We start from the raw sequence: 16,594 nt of genomic DNA, 5'->3' as shown, positions 1-16,594 counted from the left end.
GGCGGGCTCGATGCGGCTGTGCGAACTAAGGGGGTGGTGGTCGGGCCCGGCATAGTGGCCGGGCCGGCAGGCCGCCAGATTGGGATGATGCTGAAAACGGAAGGTGTGACTCAAAATGGCTGGTGCAATCGGTTCTGCTGCGGGTTGATCGACAGGGTCCCCTGGATTCTGGCTGTCTCTGTCAAGGTTGGCTCTTTACAAATTCCAGCACGGCCTCGGCGTGATCAGGGACTTTCACGCCTCTCCATTCTTTCATCAATTTACCATCAGCGTCAATTACAAACGTGCTGCGTTCGACGCCGCGTACTTGCTTACCGTACATATTCTTCATTTTCATCACACCGAACTGGAGGCACATGGCTTCTTCCGGGTCGGAAATGAGTTCGAAGGGCAGGCCGAGCTTCGATTTGAAGCCTTCGTGCGAGCGCAGCGAATCGCGGCTGATGCCGTAGATTTCGGCGCCGGCTTGCTGGAACTGCGCGTGCAGCTCACGGAAAGCGATGCTTTCGGTGGTGCAGCCGGGCGTATTGTCTTTTGGATAAAAGTACAGCACGGTGTAGCGGGCAGGGCGGCCGGACAGCTGGAACGGCTTGTCGCCCGTCATGGCGGCGGAGAAGTCGGTGAAGGGTACGGTCGGTGCTGCAGTTTGGCTATCAGCCACAGGTTCTCTCCTGAAGGTGAGTCAGCGCTGATTGTATACCCCGCAGCGCAACAGGGGAGGGGAAACGTGTTTGGGCGCACCCTATATGGAGGCGCAGTGCCGGATTGCAAGGTACCCGGCGTTGCCGCCAGGGCGGCCCCGCCGGCAACGCCGTGTCAGCGCGCTTCGCCCAGGATCAGCGCCAGGGTCACTTTGCGCCCTTCGCCCATCAGGATGTTGTAGGTGCGGCAGGCGGCCTTGTTATCCATGCACTCGCAGCCGATGCGCCGCTCCAGCAGGGAGGCGAGCAGCTTGGGATGCACGAAACGCTGCTTGTCGCCGGTGCCGAGGATGAGCACATCCGGATTGTCCTGCCCGATTTTTTCGAAATGCGCGGCCGTGAGGGCCTCGAAACCGGCCACGTCCCAGGCGCGCGCGGGCACCTCGGGCATCAGCAGCAGGCTATAGTCATAGCGCTGGGCGTTGATTTCGACGCCGGTTTCGTCGTAACCGGTCACGGTCTGGTATTGTTGGGTGGTGCTGGAATGGAGCTTCATGGCGTGGGTGCAGAAAAGGTGATGCAGGGCACTCGGGCGCTGCGCGTGGCGTTAGCATGCCACAAAGTCCAGTAAACCGCGAATTTTCGCGAGATCCACGTGCAAAAGACGCCAAACTACCACGATGTCGCGTGTTGTCGCCAATTTAGGTAGTAGTCAAAGGTTGCTTAAACTATCTCCTTTCGGCAAAATGGGTCTTTTTCGCACTGCAACAAAGCGCCACTGAACAGGGAAATATTTTGCGACCGATTCTGAAATCGAACAAGCTCGACGACGTCTGCTACGAAATCCGCGGCCCCGCGCTGGAGAAATCCAAGCAGATGGAGGAAGAAGGCCACAAAATCATCAAGCTCAACATCGGCAACCTGGCCGTGTTCGGCTTCGACCCGCCCGACGAGATCGTGCAGGACATGATCCTCAACATGCACGGCGCGGCCGGCTACACCGATTCGAAAGGCATGTTCGCGCCGCGCAAGGCCGTCATGCACTACACCCAGAGCAAGCACATCACTGGCGTGACGATCGAAGACATCTATCTGGGCAATGGCGCCTCGGAACTGATCGTCATGGCCATGAACGGCCTGCTCAACAACGGCGACGAAGTGCTGGTGCCGGCCCCGGACTATCCGCTGTGGACCGCTGCCGTGAGCCTGTCGGGCGGCAACCCCGTGCATTACATCTGCGACGAGCAGGCCGGCTGGTATCCCGATATCGACGACATGCGCCGCAAGATCACCAGCAATACCAAGGCGATCGTGGTGATCAACCCGAACAACCCGACCGGCGCGCTGTATCCGCGCGAAATCCTGCTCGAGATTATCGAACTGGCGCGCCAGCACCAGCTGATCATCCTGGCCGACGAAATCTATGACAAGGTCCTGTACGACGGCGAGCAGCACGACTCGATCGCCGCGCTGGCCGACGATGTGCTGTTCATTACCCTGAACGGCCTGTCGAAAAACTACCGTTCGTGCGGCTACCGCGCCGGCTGGATGGTGGTGTCGGGCGAAAAACGCCACGCCAGGGATTACATCGATGGCCTCAACATGCTGGCCTCGATGCGCCTGTGCGCCAACGCGCCGGGCCAGTTCGCGATCCAGACCGCGCTCGGCGGCTACCAGAGCATCAATGACCTGGTCGGCCCCGGCGGGCGCCTGCTGCGCCAGCGCGATATGGCGCACAAACTCTTGACCGATATTCCGGGCGTGAGCTGCGTGAAGCCAAAAGCTGCGCTGTACATGTTCCCGCGCCTCGACCCCGTGATGTACCCGATTGCGGATGACCAGCAGTTTGCCTACGACCTGCTGGCCGAAGAAAAAGTCCTGGTGGTGCAGGGAACGGGCTTTAACTGGATCGCGCCGGATCACTTCCGCCTCGTGTTCCTGCCCAATTCCGACGACCTGACCGACGCTTGCGGCCGCATTGCGCGCTTCCTTGACGGCTACCGACGCCGCCACGGGCGCGGCTGATACCTCTTCCAGATAAAGAACTATGAAACCCATCAAAATCGGCCTGATCGGCCTTGGCGTAGTTGGCGCCGGCACCTTTAACGTCCTTAAACGCAACCAGGAAGAAATCCGGCGCCGCGCCGGGCGCGGCATCGAGATTGCGATGGTCGCGGTGCGCAACGTGGAACGCGCGCGCGCCATCGTCGGCGCCGACTGCGAGGTGGTGGGCGACCCTGAACTGGTGGTCAACCATCCCGACATCGACATCGTGGTCGAACTCATTGGCGGCTGCGACACGGCCAGGAAGCTGGTGCTGGGGGCGATTGCCAACGGCAAGCACGTGGTCACCGCCAACAAGGCGCTGCTGGCGCTGCACGGCAACGAGATTTTCGCGGCGGCCCAGGCCAAGGGCGTGATGGTGGCGTTCGAGGCGGCGGTGGCCGGCGGCATCCCGATCATCAAGGCGCTGCGCGAAGGCTTGACCGCGAACCGCATCGAATCGGTGGCCGGCATCATCAACGGGACCACCAACTTCATTTTGTCCGAGATGCGCGACAAGGGCCTCGATTTCGGCAGCGTGCTGAAACAGGCGCAGGAACTGGGCTACGCCGAAGCCGATCCGACCTTCGACATCGAAGGCGTGGACGCCGCCCACAAGGCGACCATCATCGCGGCGATCGCGTTCGGCATCCCGGTGCAGTTCGACAAGGCGCACGTGGAAGGCATCAGCAGCCTGCAGGCGATCGATATCCGCTACGCCGAGCAGCTCGGTTACCGCATCAAGCTGCTGGGGATCACCAAGCGCGCCGTCGTCGATGGGGTGGAAGGCATCGAGTTGCGCGTGCATCCGACCCTCATCCCGGTCAAGCGCCTGATCGCCAACGTGGAAGGGGCGATGAACGCGGTGCTGGTGCAGGCCGACGCGGTCGGCGCCACGCTTTACTACGGCAAGGGCGCGGGCGCGGAGCCGACAGCGTCGTCGGTGATCGCCGACCTGGTCGACATCACCCGCCTGGCCACGGCCGATCCGGAATGCCGCGTGCCGCATCTGGCGTTCCAGCCGAACCAGCTGACCAACGTGGCGATCTTGCCGATGTCCGAGATCACCACCAGCTACTACCTGCGCGTGTACGTGAAGGACCAGCTGGGCGTGATGGCGGACCTGACGCGCATCCTGGCCGACGCGAGCATTTCGATCGACGCGGTGATGCAGAAAGAGCCGGGCGAAGGCGAGACGCGCACCGACATCATCATGCTGACCCACCAGACGCAGGAAAAGAACATCGATGCGGCGATCGGCAAGATCGAGGAACTCGACGCGGTGGTGGGCCAGGTCGTCAAGATCCGCCTCGAAAACCTGAGTTAAGCGCCCTCGCCCCGCGTCGCGGGGCGCCCTGGCGCGGCGGCCGCATCGAAGCGAATCGCGACCTTCAGGCCCGGCGCCGGGCTGGCCCCTGCAAGACGCACGTCGGCGCGGTGCAGGCTCGCCACCTCGCGCACGATCGCCAGGCCCAGGCCGGTGCCGCCGGGGTTGGTCTCGAGCGCGCCCGAGGACCGGTAGAACGGGGTGAACACCTTTTCATGCTCGTCGTCGGCGATGCCGCAGCCGCTGTCCTCCACATCGAGTTGTACCTTGACGCCGTCGACCCTGACCCGCAACGCCACCCTGCCGCCGGCCGGGGTGTAGCGGATCGCGTTGTCGACCAGGTTGCTCACCATTTCATGCAGCATCAGTTCCTGGCCGTCGACCAGCGCCTCGTCGACCGCGTCGAGCGACAGGTCGATCTGTTTTTGCACGGCCGGCAGCGCCATTTCCAGTCCCACCTGGCGCACGATGGCGGTCAGCGAGACCGGCGCCATATTGGCCGCCTCGCTGCCATGTTCGACCCGCGCCAGCGAGAGCAGGCGGTTGGCCAGGTGTACGGTGGCGTCGGTGGTGGCGGCGATCGACTTGACGATCTCGCGCATCGCGGCCGCGTCGTTTTCGCGCAGCGCCAGTTCGGCCTGGGTCTTGAGCACGGTGAGCGGGGTGCGCAACTGGTGCGAGGCGTCGGCGATGAAGCGGCGCTGGCTGGCGATCAGGTTGTGCATGCGCGACATGGTGCCGTTCATGGCCGCCACCAGCGGGCGCACCTCCTTGTGCACCAGCGCCTGGTCGACATCCGACAGGTCGTTCAGGGCGCGGTTTTCGACTTCGATTTTCAGGCGCATCAGGGGCCGCAGCACCAGCCGCACGGCAAACCACACCAGCGAGGCGACTGCCAGCACCATCACGGCCTGGCGCAACAGCGTGTCGAGCAGGATCTTGCGCGACAGGCCGCGCCGCGCGTCGAGCGTTTCGCCGACCTGGATCAGGGCGATGCCGCGCATCGAATCGTCGTACACCGGTTGCAGCAGGGCGGCGATGCGTACCTGCTCGCCGTTGTAGTCGGCGTGGTAAAAGCGCACCAGCGCCGGATAGGCTTCCGAGCGCGGCACGTTGGCCGGCACCGGCGGCAGGTCGTCGAAGCCGGAGACGGTCTCGCCGTCGATGCCGCTCACTTTGTAGTAGATGCGCCCCAAGGTATCGGTTTCGAACGAGTCGAGCGCCACGTAGGGCACATCGGCCACCACCTTGCCATCCTTGATGGCGACCCGTTCGGCCAGCGCGCGGGTTGACGCCAGCAGCGAGCGGTCGTAGGCCATGTCGGCCGCGTCGAGCGCGTTGTCGTACACCGAAACCGCGTTCAGGGCCACCAGCAGCACCAGCGGAATGAGGAGCCAGCGCAGCAGCTGGCTGCGCAGGCTGCCCAGGGGCGCGGCCTTGATCCTGCGGCGCAGGGTGGCGTACAACGGCGTCATCGCCAGGTCATGGGGGCGTGCCGCGCGGCTGCAGCAGGTAGCCGATGCCGCGCAGGGTGGTAATCGCGGCCGCGCCAACGTGATCGCGTTCGAGCTTCTTGCGCACGCGATGGATATACAGCTCGATGGCGTCGAGATTGGCGTCGTCCTCCAGCGCGAACACTTCATCGAACAGCTTTTCTTTCGAGACCGCGCGCCCCGGGCGGGTAATGAGCGCTTCGAGCACCGCGTGTTCGCGCGGGGTCAGCGCCAGCGCCGCGCCGCCGTACGAGAACATGCGCGTGACGGTGTCGAAACTGAGGGCGCCGCACTGATGCACCAGCGCTTCGCCGCCCTGGCTGCGGCGCAGCAGCGCCTTGACGCGCGCTTCGAGTTCGGCCAGCTCGAACGGCTTGGCCAGGTAGTCGTCGGCCCCCAGGTTCAGGCCCTGGACCCGTTCTTCCAGGCCGCCGCGCGCGGTGAGGATCATCACCGGCGTCTTGGCGCGCGCGCCGCCACGGGCGCGCAGGCGGCGCAGCACGTCCAGGCCGTCCATCTTGGGCAGGGTCAGGTCGAGGATGACGAGCGCGTAGTCCTGCGTGTGCAGCAGGGCGTCGGCGTCGGCGCCGTTGGCGGCGCATTCGACGCTCAGATGGGCGTCGCGCAGGGCTTTGGAAAGCCAGTGCGACAGTTCGATGTGGTCTTCAACCAGGAGTATTCGCATCGGGGCAGTGTAGCCCCAAGCGCGCAAAAAAGCTCGGACTGTGTGGCCTGGCCGGTACATGCGCGTACTGAAAGCCAATTGAAAGGATGGCGAACATATAGTGGGCCCGGTACCACATAAAACATAAAAACCCAGGAGACAAGAATGAAACCATCCGTGCTTACGCTCGCGCTGGCGGCCGCCCTGCCGGCCGCTTTGGCGACATCAAGCGCCGCCCAGGCCCAGTCCAGCGTGCAGATTTACGGGCTGATCGACGCCGGCGTCGACTACACCACCAATACCAACGCCGCCGGCGACAACGCCACCCGCGTCATCTCGGGCGGTAAAAACACCTCGCGCTGGGGCCTGCGCGGCGCCGAAGACCTGGGCGGCGGCCTGAAAGCCGTGTTCGGGCTGGAAGGCGGGATCCTGATGGATACCGGCGCCGCCGACGGCGCGCTGTTCAAGCGCCAGGCCTTCGTGGGGCTGGACGGCGGCTTCGGCCGCGTGCTGATTGGACGCTCGTTTACCACCACCTACGACTTCGTGATCCTGTTCGACCCGCTCGGCTACGCGCCGAACTACTCGTGGGCCACGTCCTCGAACGCCACCGGTTCGTCCAAATACGGCATGACGACCGCCTTCGACAACCTGGTCAAATATTCCGGCAAGGCCGGCGACTTCAAATACGGCGCCAGCATCGGCCTGGGCGAGCAGGCCGGCAGCAGCGCCGACAGCCGCAAATATTCGGTGGCCGGCTCCTGGACCCGCGGCAGCTTCGCGGCGATGGCGGCCTACGAGCAAGTGAACGCCAATACGGTGCTTGGTGCCGGACGGCGCGACCAGGCTACGGCCTTGCATGTGGCCGTCGACTACAAGACTGAGGTGATGCGCCTGACCGCCGGCGCGCGCGACTACACCCTGGAAGCGGCCAAGGCAGCCACCCCGGACGTGCGCGCCACCACCTGGTGGGGCGGCGCCAGCTACTTCGCCACGCCGGCGCTGACCCTGACCGGCGCGGTGTATTACGTCGACGTCAAGAACGTCGCCGCCAATACCGACGCCGACCCGGTCATGTACGTGGTACGCGGCATGGTCGCGCTGTCCAAGCGCACCGACCTGTATGTGGCGGCGGCCTACGCCAAGGCCGATAACGGCAAGCTGGTGGGACTGTCGCGCGACGACGCCGGTTTCGGCACCACGCAAAAGGGGCTCACGGCCGGTATCCAGCATCGCTTCTGATGCGCTGTACATGACTGGCGGGGCTATCATGCTTGTCCGATCGCCGCGCCCGACTTGAGAGGCCACCGCCATGAAGACCCTGTTTTCCATCCTGATCGCCTGCGCCGCCTTGCAAGCGGCTGCCGCCGAATGCATCGTGCCGTCCAAGCCGGGCGGGGCGATGGACCTGACCTGCAAGCTGGCGCGCGAAGGACTCAAGGGCGATGCCGATGCCCCTGCGCTGCGCCTGTCGTACCTGCCGGGCGGGATCGGCGCGGTGGCCTGGCACACCATGGCGGCCCAGCGCGGCAGCGAGAAAGATACCCTGGTCGCGTTTTCGGGCGGCTCGCTCCTCAATCTTGCGCAGGGCAAGTTCGGCAAGGCCAGCGAAAACGACGTGCGCTGGGTGGCCGCCCTGGGGGCCGACTACGGGATGATCGCGGTGCGTTCCGATTCGGCTTTCCGCAACCTGGCCGACTTGCTGGGTGCCTTGCGGCGCGAGCCGGAAAAGGTGCTGATCGGCGTATCCGGCACGATCGGCAGCCAGGACTGGATGAAGATGGCGCTGCTGGCCAAGGGCGCCGGGATCGACCCGAAGGTGCTGCGTTTCGTGGCGCTGGAAGGCGGCGGCGAGGCGTTTACCGCGATGCACGCCAACCATGTGCAGGTGGTTTCGGGCGACGCCTCGGAAGCGAGCCTGTACTCGGGGGCCGGCAAGGTGCGGGTGCTGGCGGTGCTGTCGGAGCAGCGCTTGCCGGGCGTGCTGGCGCAGGCGCCGACCGCGCGCGAGCAGGGCGTCGATGTGGTGTGGCCGATCATCCGCGGCGTGTGGATGGGGCCCAAGGTGGCCGACAGCGAGTACCGGCGCTGGGTAGGCAGTTTCGAGCGCATGACGGCCAGCCCCGATTTCGACAAGCTGCGCTCGGCGCACGGCTTGTATCCGTTCACGCTGACCGGGCAGGCACTGACCGATTACATCCACAAGGCGGTCGCCGACTACAACCGGCAGGCCAGGCAATTCAAACTGATTCGTTAAAAACACAACAACAATCCGGAGACACCATGAATATCAAACGTTCCTTTATCAGTGCCGGCATTGCCCTTACCTTTGCGGGAAGCGCCCTGGCGCAGGTCCCGGCGGGCTACCCGGCCGACTACCAGAAGATCATCGACGGCGCCAAAAAGGAGGCCAGGCTGGTGATCTATTCGGCCACCGACAGCAAGGCCGCGCAACCCTTGATCAAGGACTTCAACGTCCTGTATCCGGGCGTGACGGTCGAATACAACGACATGAATTCGACCGAAGTGTACAACCGCTTCATTTCCGAGGCGGCCGCCGGCGGCAATACGGCCGACGTGGTGTGGTCGTCGGCGATGGACCTGCAGATGCGCCTGGCCTCGGACGGCCACGCGCTGCAGTACAAGTCGCAGGAAGCGGCCAAGCTGCCGGCATGGGCGGTGTGGAACGACAGCGCCTACGGCACCACCTTCGAGCCCGCCGCCATCGTCTACAACAAGCGCCTGTTGGCGGTCAACGACGTGCCGCGCACCCACGCCGCCTTTGCGACCCTGATCAAGACCGAAAAATTCCGCGACAAGGTCACCACCTACGACATCGAAAAATCGGGCGTGGGCTTCATGTTCATGACCGCCGACGCGCGCGAAAACCCGCAGTTCCTGGACCTGGAAAACGCCTTCGGCGCGGCCAAGGTGCGGGTGCAGTCCTCCACCGGCACCATGCTGGAGCGGATTTCGTCGGGCGAAAACCTGATCGGCTACAACGTGCTCGGTTCCTACGCGCTGGTGCGCGCCAAGACCGACCCGTCGCTGGGCGTGGTGCTGCCGGCCGATTACACCCTGATCATGTCGCGCGTCCAGTTCATCAACAAGGCCGCCAAGAATCCGAACGCGGCCAAGCTGTGGATGGATTACCTGCTGTCGGTGCGCGGCCAGACCGTGATCGCCAACGACGCGAAGCTGTTCGCGATCCGCGCCGACGTCAAGGGCGAGACCACGTCGGCCGAACTGATCAAGATCATCGGCGAAAAGAACGTCAAGCCGATCCCGGTACACCCGGTCGTGCTGCAGTTCCTCGGGCCAGCCAAGCGCATGGCCTTCCTCAAGCAGTGGAAAGAAACCGCCGGCAAGAAGTAAGCCCTGTAAGCGCCAGCACGGTGGGCCAGCGCCCACCTCCTTCATCCCAAGATCGGACCTGACATGACCACCTTATCATTGCGGGCCACGCGGCTTAACTGGCCGCGCGGCCTGGTGGTGACGCTCGCCTGCGTCGCCATCTTCCTGCCGCTGTTTTTGATTTTTTACCAGAGTTTTTTGTCCGCGCCGTTCTTCATGCCGGAAAAAACCCTGGGCTTCGAAGCCTACGCCTTCATTTTCGACGACCCGGATTTCGCCCAGGCCTTCAAGAACGGCATGATCCTCGCCAGCGGCCTGGCCGCCATCGCGGTGCCGCTGGGCGGCATGCTGGCCTTTCTGATGGTCCGCACCGACCTGCCGGGACGCGGGGCGATCGCGCCGCTGCTGCTGGTGCCGATTTTCGTCTCGCCCATGGTGATGGGCTTCGGCTATGTGGTGTCGATGGGGCCCGTGGGCTTTTATTCGGTATGGGCCAAGCAGCTGCTCGGCTTCATCCCCTGGAATATCTACTCGTTCACCAGCATCGTCATCATCGCCGGCCTGACCCACGTGCCGCACGTGTACCTGTACGCTTCCTCGGCTTTGAAGAGCCTGGGTTCGGACGTGGAGGAGGCGGCCCGCGTGGCCGGCGCCTCGCCGCTGCGCGTGATGATCAACGTGTCGCTGCCGATGATCATGCCGGCGCTGGCGTATGCCGGGGTGCTGGTGTTTTTCCTCGGCTTCGAAGTGTTCGGCCTGGTGCTGGTGCTGGGCGACCCGGAAGGCCATCTGGTGCTGGCCACCTACCTGTACAAGCTGACCAACAAGATGGGCACGCCCTCGTACCACCTGATGGCGGCGGTGGCGGTGTGCCTGGTGATGGTGACCATGCCGCTGGTGATGCTGCAACGCTGGCTGCTGAAATCGGCCAACAAGTATGTGTCGATCAAGGGCAAGGGCGCGCGCCAGAAGGCCATGCCGCTGGGGCGCTGGAAGTGGCTGGCGTTTGCGCTGCTGGCCGGCTGGCTGCTGGTGACGATCATCCTGCCGCTGTCGGGCATCGTGCTGCGCTCCTTTGTGCAGAACTGGGGCGAGGGCGTGGTGCTGTGGGATGTGCTGACCTTGCAGCATTTCCGCGACATCCTCGAGCAGCATTCGCTGGTGCGCGGGATTTTCAACACGGTGCTGATCGGGGTGATCGGCGGGGCGCTGGCGGTGGTGTGCTACACGGCGATCGCGCTGGCGATGCACCGCAAGCCCGATGGCATTACCCGCATGCTCGACTACAGCGTGCTGGTGCCGCGCGCGGTACCGGGCCTGCTGGCCGGCCTGTCGTTCCTGTGGGTGTTCCTGTTCGTGCCAAGCTGGCTCGATGGCATGCTCAAGGCGAGCGGGCTCGGTCCGGCGCTGTGGCTCAGCGAGCATGCGATTCCGCTGCTGCGCGAAGTGCGCTCGACCATTTTCGCCCTGTGGCTGGCGTATTCGGTGGTGTGGCTCGCGTACGGCATGCGCCTGATTTCGACCGCGCTGCTGCAGGTGGGGCCGGAACTGGAAGAGGCGGCGCGCGCGGTGGGCGCCACGCGCGGCCAGGTCACGCGCGACGTGACGCTGCCGCTGATCAAATTCGGCATGCTGGGCGCCTGGCTGATGGTGTTCCTGATTTTCGAGCGCGAATACTCGACCGGGGTGTACCTGCTCACGCCGGGCACCGAAGTCATCGGCGCGATGCTGGTATCGCTGTGGGCCGGTGGATCGACCGACCTGGTGGCGGCGCTCTCGTTCATCAATATCACGCTGGTGGCCATTGGCCTGGGCATTGCGCTGCGCTTCGGCGTCAAGCTGCATCAATAAACACTATCCGGATCGGAAATCTCCATGAATGAATTGACTGTCAACGACCTGCACCTCGATTATGGCACCGGCGTACACGCCAACCAGATCCTCAAGGGCGTATCGATGCACCTGCAGCGCGGCGAAGTGGTGGCCTTGCTGGGGCCTTCGGGCAGCGGCAAGACCACCTTGCTGCGCGCCGTGGCGGGGCTGGAAAGCCCGAAGAGCGGCACCATCGACATTGGCGAGCGGCGCGTGTTCGACGGCGCGCGCAAGTTCGAGATGGCGGCCGAGCACCGCAGCCTGGGACTGGTGTTCCAGTCGTACGCGCTGTGGCCGCACAAGACCGTGTTCGACAACGTGGCTTACGGGCTGACCCTGCGCAAGATGGGCAAGAGCGATATCGAAACCAAGGTCAAGGAAGTGCTGGGCCAGCTGGGCCTGGGCCACCTGGGCGAGCGCTTTCCGCACCAGCTCTCCGGCGGCCAGCAGCAGCGGGTGGCGATTGCGCGCGCGCTGGTGTACAACCCGCCCGTGATTTTGCTCGACGAACCGCTCTCGAACCTGGACGCCAAGCTGCGCGAAGAGGCGCGTGCGTTCCTGCGCGAGCTGATCGTGCGGCTTGGCCTGTCGGCCCTGATGGTCACCCACGACCAGGGCGAGGCGATGGCGATTTCGGACCGCATCCTGCTGCTCAATAACGGCAGGATCGAGCAGCAGGGCTCACCACAGAGCATGTACGAGACGCCCGAGACCTTGTTCACCGCCGAATTCATGGGCAGTAACAACCGCTTGCAAGGCCAGGTGGTGGCCGCCAGCGATGGCGCGCTGACGGTGCTGGTCGATGGCGTGAGCATGCGCGGCACGGCGCGCGGCGCGCGCATCGGTGGCGAGGCCACGCCGCTGATCCGGGTCGAGGATGTGAAAATCAGCGCCCGGCAGGTCGATAACGCGCTCGAACTGCCGCTGTTGACCTGCATGTACCTGGGCGATCGCTGGGAATGCCTGTTCAAGCGCGCGGACTTCAGCCTGCGCGCGTATTCCAAGTACCGGCTGGAGGCGGGCAGCTACTGGCTGCACATGCCGCCCGAGAAGCTGTGGGTGTTCTGACCCGCCTTAGCGTATCCCGACCACGCTTTCGGTGACGGCGGGATCGCGCTTCTTCACGAAGCGCACCACCGATTCGACGGTGACGATGTCGATCTGGCCGGCGATGCGGCGCCCCAGCGGATGGTCGTCGAAGGCCACGTTGGCGCGGAACACGCGCGCGCCGAGGCGCTTGACCGAGGGCACCCAGATCGTGTTCGGCACGTAGCCGGCCTGCTTGAGCCAGGACTGGGCGGCGCTGCGCTCGTCGATGGCGGACTCGCTGGCGGCGTAGGTTTCGAGCACCCACTGGTTGGAGTTCTGGTACTTGGTCGAAAACGGGAAGGCCAGCATGTTGTAGTGGGCACCGTGCAGGCGCGTCGGCGCCTCGGAGGACAGCATGGCGACGATGCGCTTCTGGCTTTGCGCGCCCGGGATCACGATCTGGCTCTCGTAGGCGAACAAGTCGTCGAGGAAGAAGTTGGCCAGGCCCTGGTCGAACACCTTCGAGCTGGCGGTGCCGCACTGGTTCAGCAGGTGCATCACGGTCCAGCGGCCCTTGGGATGGTCGCGCCAGGCGTAGGCCATGTGCGAGTAGCGCAGGTCGTATCTGGACAGATCCTGGCCGACGCGCGCGATCAGGGCCACCTCGGCGCCGGAAGCATCGAGGGCGGCGCTGGTGTTTTCGGCCAGCTTGACCGCCTTGACGAACTTTGTAGCGTCCTGCGCCACTTCCTCGCAGGCGGTGCCGGCGTGCGCGAATGGCAGCGGCATGGCCAGCACCAGCAGCAGGAGCAAACGCAGACGCAGAGCGAGGCCGATCATGCTCAGCCCTTCTCGCCGGTTTGCGAGTGGTGCAGCAGGCTTTTGCCGATTTCGGTCGGAATGAAGGCGATCACCTTGCCGGCCACGATCAGCACATGGCCGCTGGCGGTGGCGGTGACGGTGACGGTCTGCCCGACCAGCTTGGAAAAGCCCTTGGCGCCGTCGCCGCTCAACTTGACGGTGGCGGTGGAACCGTCGGCCACGTTCTTGAGCACCACCATGGTGCCGTCGGCGACGTTCTCCACGCTTTGCGCCACCACGCTGCCCCCCACGGCGACCACCAGCAGGCTTCCCATCACCACCGCGCCCGATACATTGCTCGGCGTGGACGACAGGTTCGAGCCCTGGGCCAGCGCGGCCGGATTGGCGCCGAACAGGGCGCAGGCGAGGGCGACGATCATCAGCTTGGTTTTCATGCGGTTCTTTCATCGGGTTGGCCGGGTTGGCAAGGACATCTTACGCAAGATTGGCCTTTGCTCAATGAAATTGATAGGCCGTATCGCTTTTATTGCGAATAAGTATTAGTATTTGCTACCAGAATTCATAGGGATACGGAAATGCCGCACGCAATTACACTTGTCGACACCTTGAAGCGCTTGTTGAAGGGGCGCGGCATCACTTACGGCGACCTGGCCGGACGGATCGGCATGTCGGAGGCCAGCGTTAAGCGTATGTTTTCACAGAAGAATTTCACCTTGCAGCGGCTCGACGAGATACTCACCGCCACCGGTATCGAGTTCGACGAGCTCAGTGCGGCGCAGTCGGCGCCGACCCTGATCTCGCACCTGACCCTGGCGCAGGAGCGCGAAATCATCGGCGACCCGCGCCTGCTGGTGGTGGCCGTGTCGGCCATGAACCACATCTGCTTCGACGATATCGTGCGTTTTTACGACATGAGCGAAGCGGAAGTGACCAAATACCTGTTGCGGCTCGACCGCATCGGCTTTCTGGAGCTGCTGCCGAATAACCGGGTCAAGCTGCTGATCGCACGCACCTTCGGCTGGATCGCGAATGGCCCGATCCAGGGCTACTTCCGGCACGAGGCGGCGGCCGACTACCTGAACTCGCGCTTCGATGGCGAGGATGAAGTCATGCGGCTGGTGAACGTGATGCTGTCGAAGCAGTCCGGCGCGGCGCTGCTCGAACGCCTCAAGCAGGTAGCGGCCGAATTCTCGCAGCAGCACCAGCACGAAACGCGCCTGCCGTTCGACCAGCGCCACGCGATCAGCTTCATCGTGGCCGCGCGGCCGTGGGTGCCGCAGGCCTTCAAGGCCTTGCTGCGCCAGCCGTGATGGTACCCTGACGATGAACAGCCACCTTTTTTGCCACATCAAGACCCTGAGAGAACGATCAGCATGAGTCAAGCCAGCCAGTTTTCCCTCCTGACGCAGCGCCGCTTCGCGCCGTTTTTCTGGACCCAGTTCCTCGGCGCCTTCAACGACAACGTCTTCAAGACCGCCTTGCTGGTGATATTGACGTACGAAGCGGCCAGTTGGACCACGCTCGATCCGGCCGTGTTAAACAGTCTCATTCCCGGCCTGTTCATCTTGCCGTACGTGGTCTTTTCGGCGACCGCCGGGCAGATTGCCGAAAAGGTCGAGAAGGGGCGCCTGGCGCGTTTCGTGAAGATGTTCGAGATCGCCATCATGCTGGTGGCCGGCATCGGCTGGATGACGCACACCCTGTGGCTGCTGATCGCCTCGGTGGTCGGCATGGGCGTGCATTCGACCCTGTTCGGCCCGGTGAAGTATGCCTACCTGCCGCAGCACCTGAAACCGGAAGAACTGGTCGGCGGCAACGGCGTGGTCGAAATGGGCACGTTCGTGGGCATCCTGCTCGGGCAGATCCTGGGCGCGGCGCTGGTCGTGATGAAAAACGGGCTGCTGCTGGTGGCCGGCGCCACCATGTTCTTCGCGCTGCTCGGGCTGCTGGCCAGCTACCGCATTCCGCACTCGCCGGCGCCGATGCCGGACCTGAAGATCAACCCGAATCCGTTTGCCGAATCGGTGCGCAACATCGGCCACGCGCGCAAGAACCGCACCGTGTTCCTGTCGATGCTGGGTAATTCGTGGTTCTGGTTTTACGGCGCCATCATCCTGTCGCAGTTCCCGCTGTACGCCAAGGAGTTCCTCAATGGCGACTCGAGCGTGTTCGTGATGCTGCTCACCGTGTTCTCGGTCGGGGTGGGCGTCGGCTCGCTGCTGTGCGAAAAGCTCTCGGGCCACAAGGTCGAAATCGGCCTGGTGCCGTTTGGCTCGATCGGCCTGTCGCTGTTCGGGATCGACCTGTATTTCGCCAGCATGGGCTATGTGCGCCCGGCGCTGCCGGTCGACATGCTCGGCATGCTGGCGCAGGCGGGCGTGACGCGGGTGCTGTTCGATATTGCGATGGTGGGCGTGTTCGGCGGCCTGTTCATCGTGCCGCTGTTCGCGCTGATCCAGACGCGCTGCGAGCCGGCCCACCTGTCGCGCACCATCGGCGGCATGAACATCCTGAACGCGCTGTTCATGATCTGCGCGGCCGGCATGGCGATCTTGATGATCAAACTGCACTTCACGATACCCGAGATGTTCCTCGCCACCGCGATTCTCAATGCCCTCGTGGCGCTGTACATCTTCTCGCTGGTGCCGGAATTTTTGGTGCGCTTCGTGGCCTGGATGCTGATCCACACCATCCACCGCGTCAAGACGGTGGACGTGGAGCGCATCCCCGAGGAAGGCCCGGCGGTATTGGTGTGCAACCACGTCAGCTATGTCGACGCGCTGGTGATCGGCGCGGCCAGCCCGCGCCCGATCCGCTTCGTGATGGACCATAAAATCTTTAGGATGCCGCTCATGGGCTGGTTGTTCCGCACCGCGCGCGCCATTCCCATCGCGCCGGCCAAGGAAGACCCGTTCCTGATGGAGAAAGCGTACATCGACATCGCCCAGGCGCTGCACGAAGGCGACCTGGTATGCATCTTCCCGGAAGGGCGCCTGACCTCGACCGGCGAGATGGGCGAGTTCCGCGGCGGGATCGCCAAGATCGTCGAACGCAGCAAGGTGCCGGTCATTCCGATGGCGCTGCGCGGCCTGTGGGGCAGTTTGCTCACGCGCGACCCGGGCAACTTGTTCGAGCGCAGTTTTGCGCGCGGACCGCGTTCGCGCCTGGCGCTGGCGGTCGGCGCGCCGGTGGCGCCGGAAGAGGCCACCCCGGATTACCTGCACAAGCAGGTGCTGGCGCTGCGCGGCGACTGGAAGTAAGGACGGGTTTATCCGACGGTAAGAATTCGTGAGAAAGTGGTTATAATTGCAATCGTACGGCATGTTGCCACTTCTCCCGTTTTGCAAAG

15 protein-coding genes are annotated in these 16,594 nt (G+C 64.1%); 9 read left to right on the top strand and 6 right to left on the bottom strand.

The annotated features are described in order from the left end of the window. Positions 1 to 181 precede the first annotated feature (181 nt). Both F1735_RS10190 and F1735_RS10185 read right to left on the bottom strand, forming a co-directional pair. Positions 182 to 661, bottom strand: coding sequence for a peroxiredoxin (locus F1735_RS10190; protein ID WP_167236825.1), 480 nt, complete (start codon positions 659 to 661; stop codon positions 182 to 184). A 155-nt stretch (positions 662 to 816) separates the two neighbouring features. Beyond that, a complete protein-coding gene (locus F1735_RS10185) occupies positions 817 to 1,197 on the bottom strand; it encodes an Mth938-like domain-containing protein (protein ID WP_167236824.1) in 381 nt (126 codons plus the stop codon). A 239-nt stretch (positions 1,198 to 1,436) separates the two neighbouring features. On the opposite strand from F1735_RS10185, the gene F1735_RS10180 reads away from it, so the two are divergent. Next, complete coding sequence (locus F1735_RS10180) at positions 1,437 to 2,666, top strand: pyridoxal phosphate-dependent aminotransferase (RefSeq protein WP_167236823.1); 1,230 nt, start codon at positions 1,437 to 1,439, stop codon at positions 2,664 to 2,666. Positions 2,667 to 2,688: 22 nt separating this feature from the next. Continuing rightward, positions 2,689 to 4,011, top strand: a complete 1,323-nt coding sequence (locus tag F1735_RS10175) for a homoserine dehydrogenase (protein ID WP_167236822.1) — start codon at positions 2,689 to 2,691, stop codon at positions 4,009 to 4,011. On the opposite strand, the gene F1735_RS10170 is transcribed toward F1735_RS10175, so the two are convergent. Together F1735_RS10170 and F1735_RS10165 are read right to left on the bottom strand one after the other, a co-directional pair. Further along, positions 4,008 to 5,486 (bottom strand): sensor histidine kinase, encoded by a 1,479-nt coding sequence (locus F1735_RS10170; RefSeq protein ID WP_167236821.1) that lies wholly within the window; start codon positions 5,484 to 5,486, stop codon positions 4,008 to 4,010. The two genes, F1735_RS10175 and F1735_RS10170, sit on opposite strands and share 4 nt — an antisense overlap. Before the next feature lie 7 nt (positions 5,487 to 5,493). Further along, the gene (locus F1735_RS10165; protein WP_167236820.1) at positions 5,494 to 6,189 is read right to left on the bottom strand and encodes a response regulator; all 696 of its coding nucleotides are present in this window, start codon (positions 6,187 to 6,189) and stop codon (positions 5,494 to 5,496) included. A 144-nt stretch (positions 6,190 to 6,333) separates the two neighbouring features. On the opposite strand from F1735_RS10165, the gene F1735_RS10160 reads away from it, so the two are divergent. The 5 genes from F1735_RS10160 to F1735_RS10140 all read left to right on the top strand — a co-directional run bounded on the left by F1735_RS10160 (position 6,334) and on the right by F1735_RS10140 (position 12,462). Next, entirely contained in the window at positions 6,334 to 7,410 is a 1,077-nt protein-coding gene (locus F1735_RS10160) for a porin (protein ID WP_167236819.1), read from the top strand. Between the two features lie 70 nt (positions 7,411 to 7,480). Next, complete coding sequence (locus tag F1735_RS10155) at positions 7,481 to 8,425, top strand: tripartite tricarboxylate transporter substrate binding protein (RefSeq protein WP_167236818.1); 945 nt, start codon at positions 7,481 to 7,483, stop codon at positions 8,423 to 8,425. Positions 8,426 to 8,451: 26 nt separating this feature from the next. Further along, positions 8,452 to 9,543 (top strand): ABC transporter substrate-binding protein, encoded by a 1,092-nt coding sequence (locus tag F1735_RS10150; RefSeq protein ID WP_167236817.1) that lies wholly within the window; start codon positions 8,452 to 8,454, stop codon positions 9,541 to 9,543. 63 nt (positions 9,544 to 9,606) lie between these two features. Then, positions 9,607 to 11,373 (top strand): ABC transporter permease, encoded by a 1,767-nt coding sequence (locus F1735_RS10145; protein ID WP_167236816.1) that lies wholly within the window; start codon positions 9,607 to 9,609, stop codon positions 11,371 to 11,373. 24 nt (positions 11,374 to 11,397) lie between these two features. Next, a complete protein-coding gene (locus tag F1735_RS10140) occupies positions 11,398 to 12,462 on the top strand; it encodes an ABC transporter ATP-binding protein (RefSeq protein WP_167236815.1) in 1,065 nt (354 codons plus the stop codon). Between the two features lie 6 nt (positions 12,463 to 12,468). Here F1735_RS10140 and F1735_RS10135 read toward each other — a convergent pair whose 3' ends face one another. After that, positions 12,469 to 13,263, bottom strand: a complete 795-nt coding sequence (locus tag F1735_RS10135) for a DUF2145 domain-containing protein (RefSeq protein ID WP_167236814.1) — start codon at positions 13,261 to 13,263, stop codon at positions 12,469 to 12,471. A 2-nt stretch (positions 13,264 to 13,265) separates the two neighbouring features. Then, positions 13,266 to 13,679, bottom strand: a complete 414-nt coding sequence (locus F1735_RS10130; RefSeq protein ID WP_167236813.1) for a hypothetical protein — start codon at positions 13,677 to 13,679, stop codon at positions 13,266 to 13,268. A gap of 171 nt (positions 13,680 to 13,850) precedes the next feature. On the opposite strand from F1735_RS10130, the gene F1735_RS10125 reads away from it, so the two are divergent. Both F1735_RS10125 and F1735_RS10120 read left to right on the top strand, forming a co-directional pair. Beyond that, positions 13,851 to 14,555 carry a helix-turn-helix domain-containing protein gene (locus tag F1735_RS10125; RefSeq protein ID WP_229505700.1) on the top strand — a complete coding sequence of 235 codons (705 nt, stop codon included), beginning with the start codon at positions 13,851 to 13,853 and terminating at the stop codon, positions 14,553 to 14,555. Positions 14,556 to 14,618: 63 nt separating this feature from the next. Next, positions 14,619 to 16,505 carry an MFS transporter gene (locus F1735_RS10120; protein ID WP_167236812.1) on the top strand — a complete coding sequence of 629 codons (1,887 nt, stop codon included), beginning with the start codon at positions 14,619 to 14,621 and terminating at the stop codon, positions 16,503 to 16,505. Positions 16,506 to 16,594: the final 89 nt, after the last annotated feature.

The organism is Massilia genomosp. 1, assembly GCF_011682185.1.
Lineage (GTDB): Bacteria > Pseudomonadota > Gammaproteobacteria > Burkholderiales > Burkholderiaceae_D > Telluria_A > Telluria_A rubra.
Note: the sequence above shows the minus strand (reverse complement) of the source record. Positions and strands in the feature narration are given on the sequence as shown.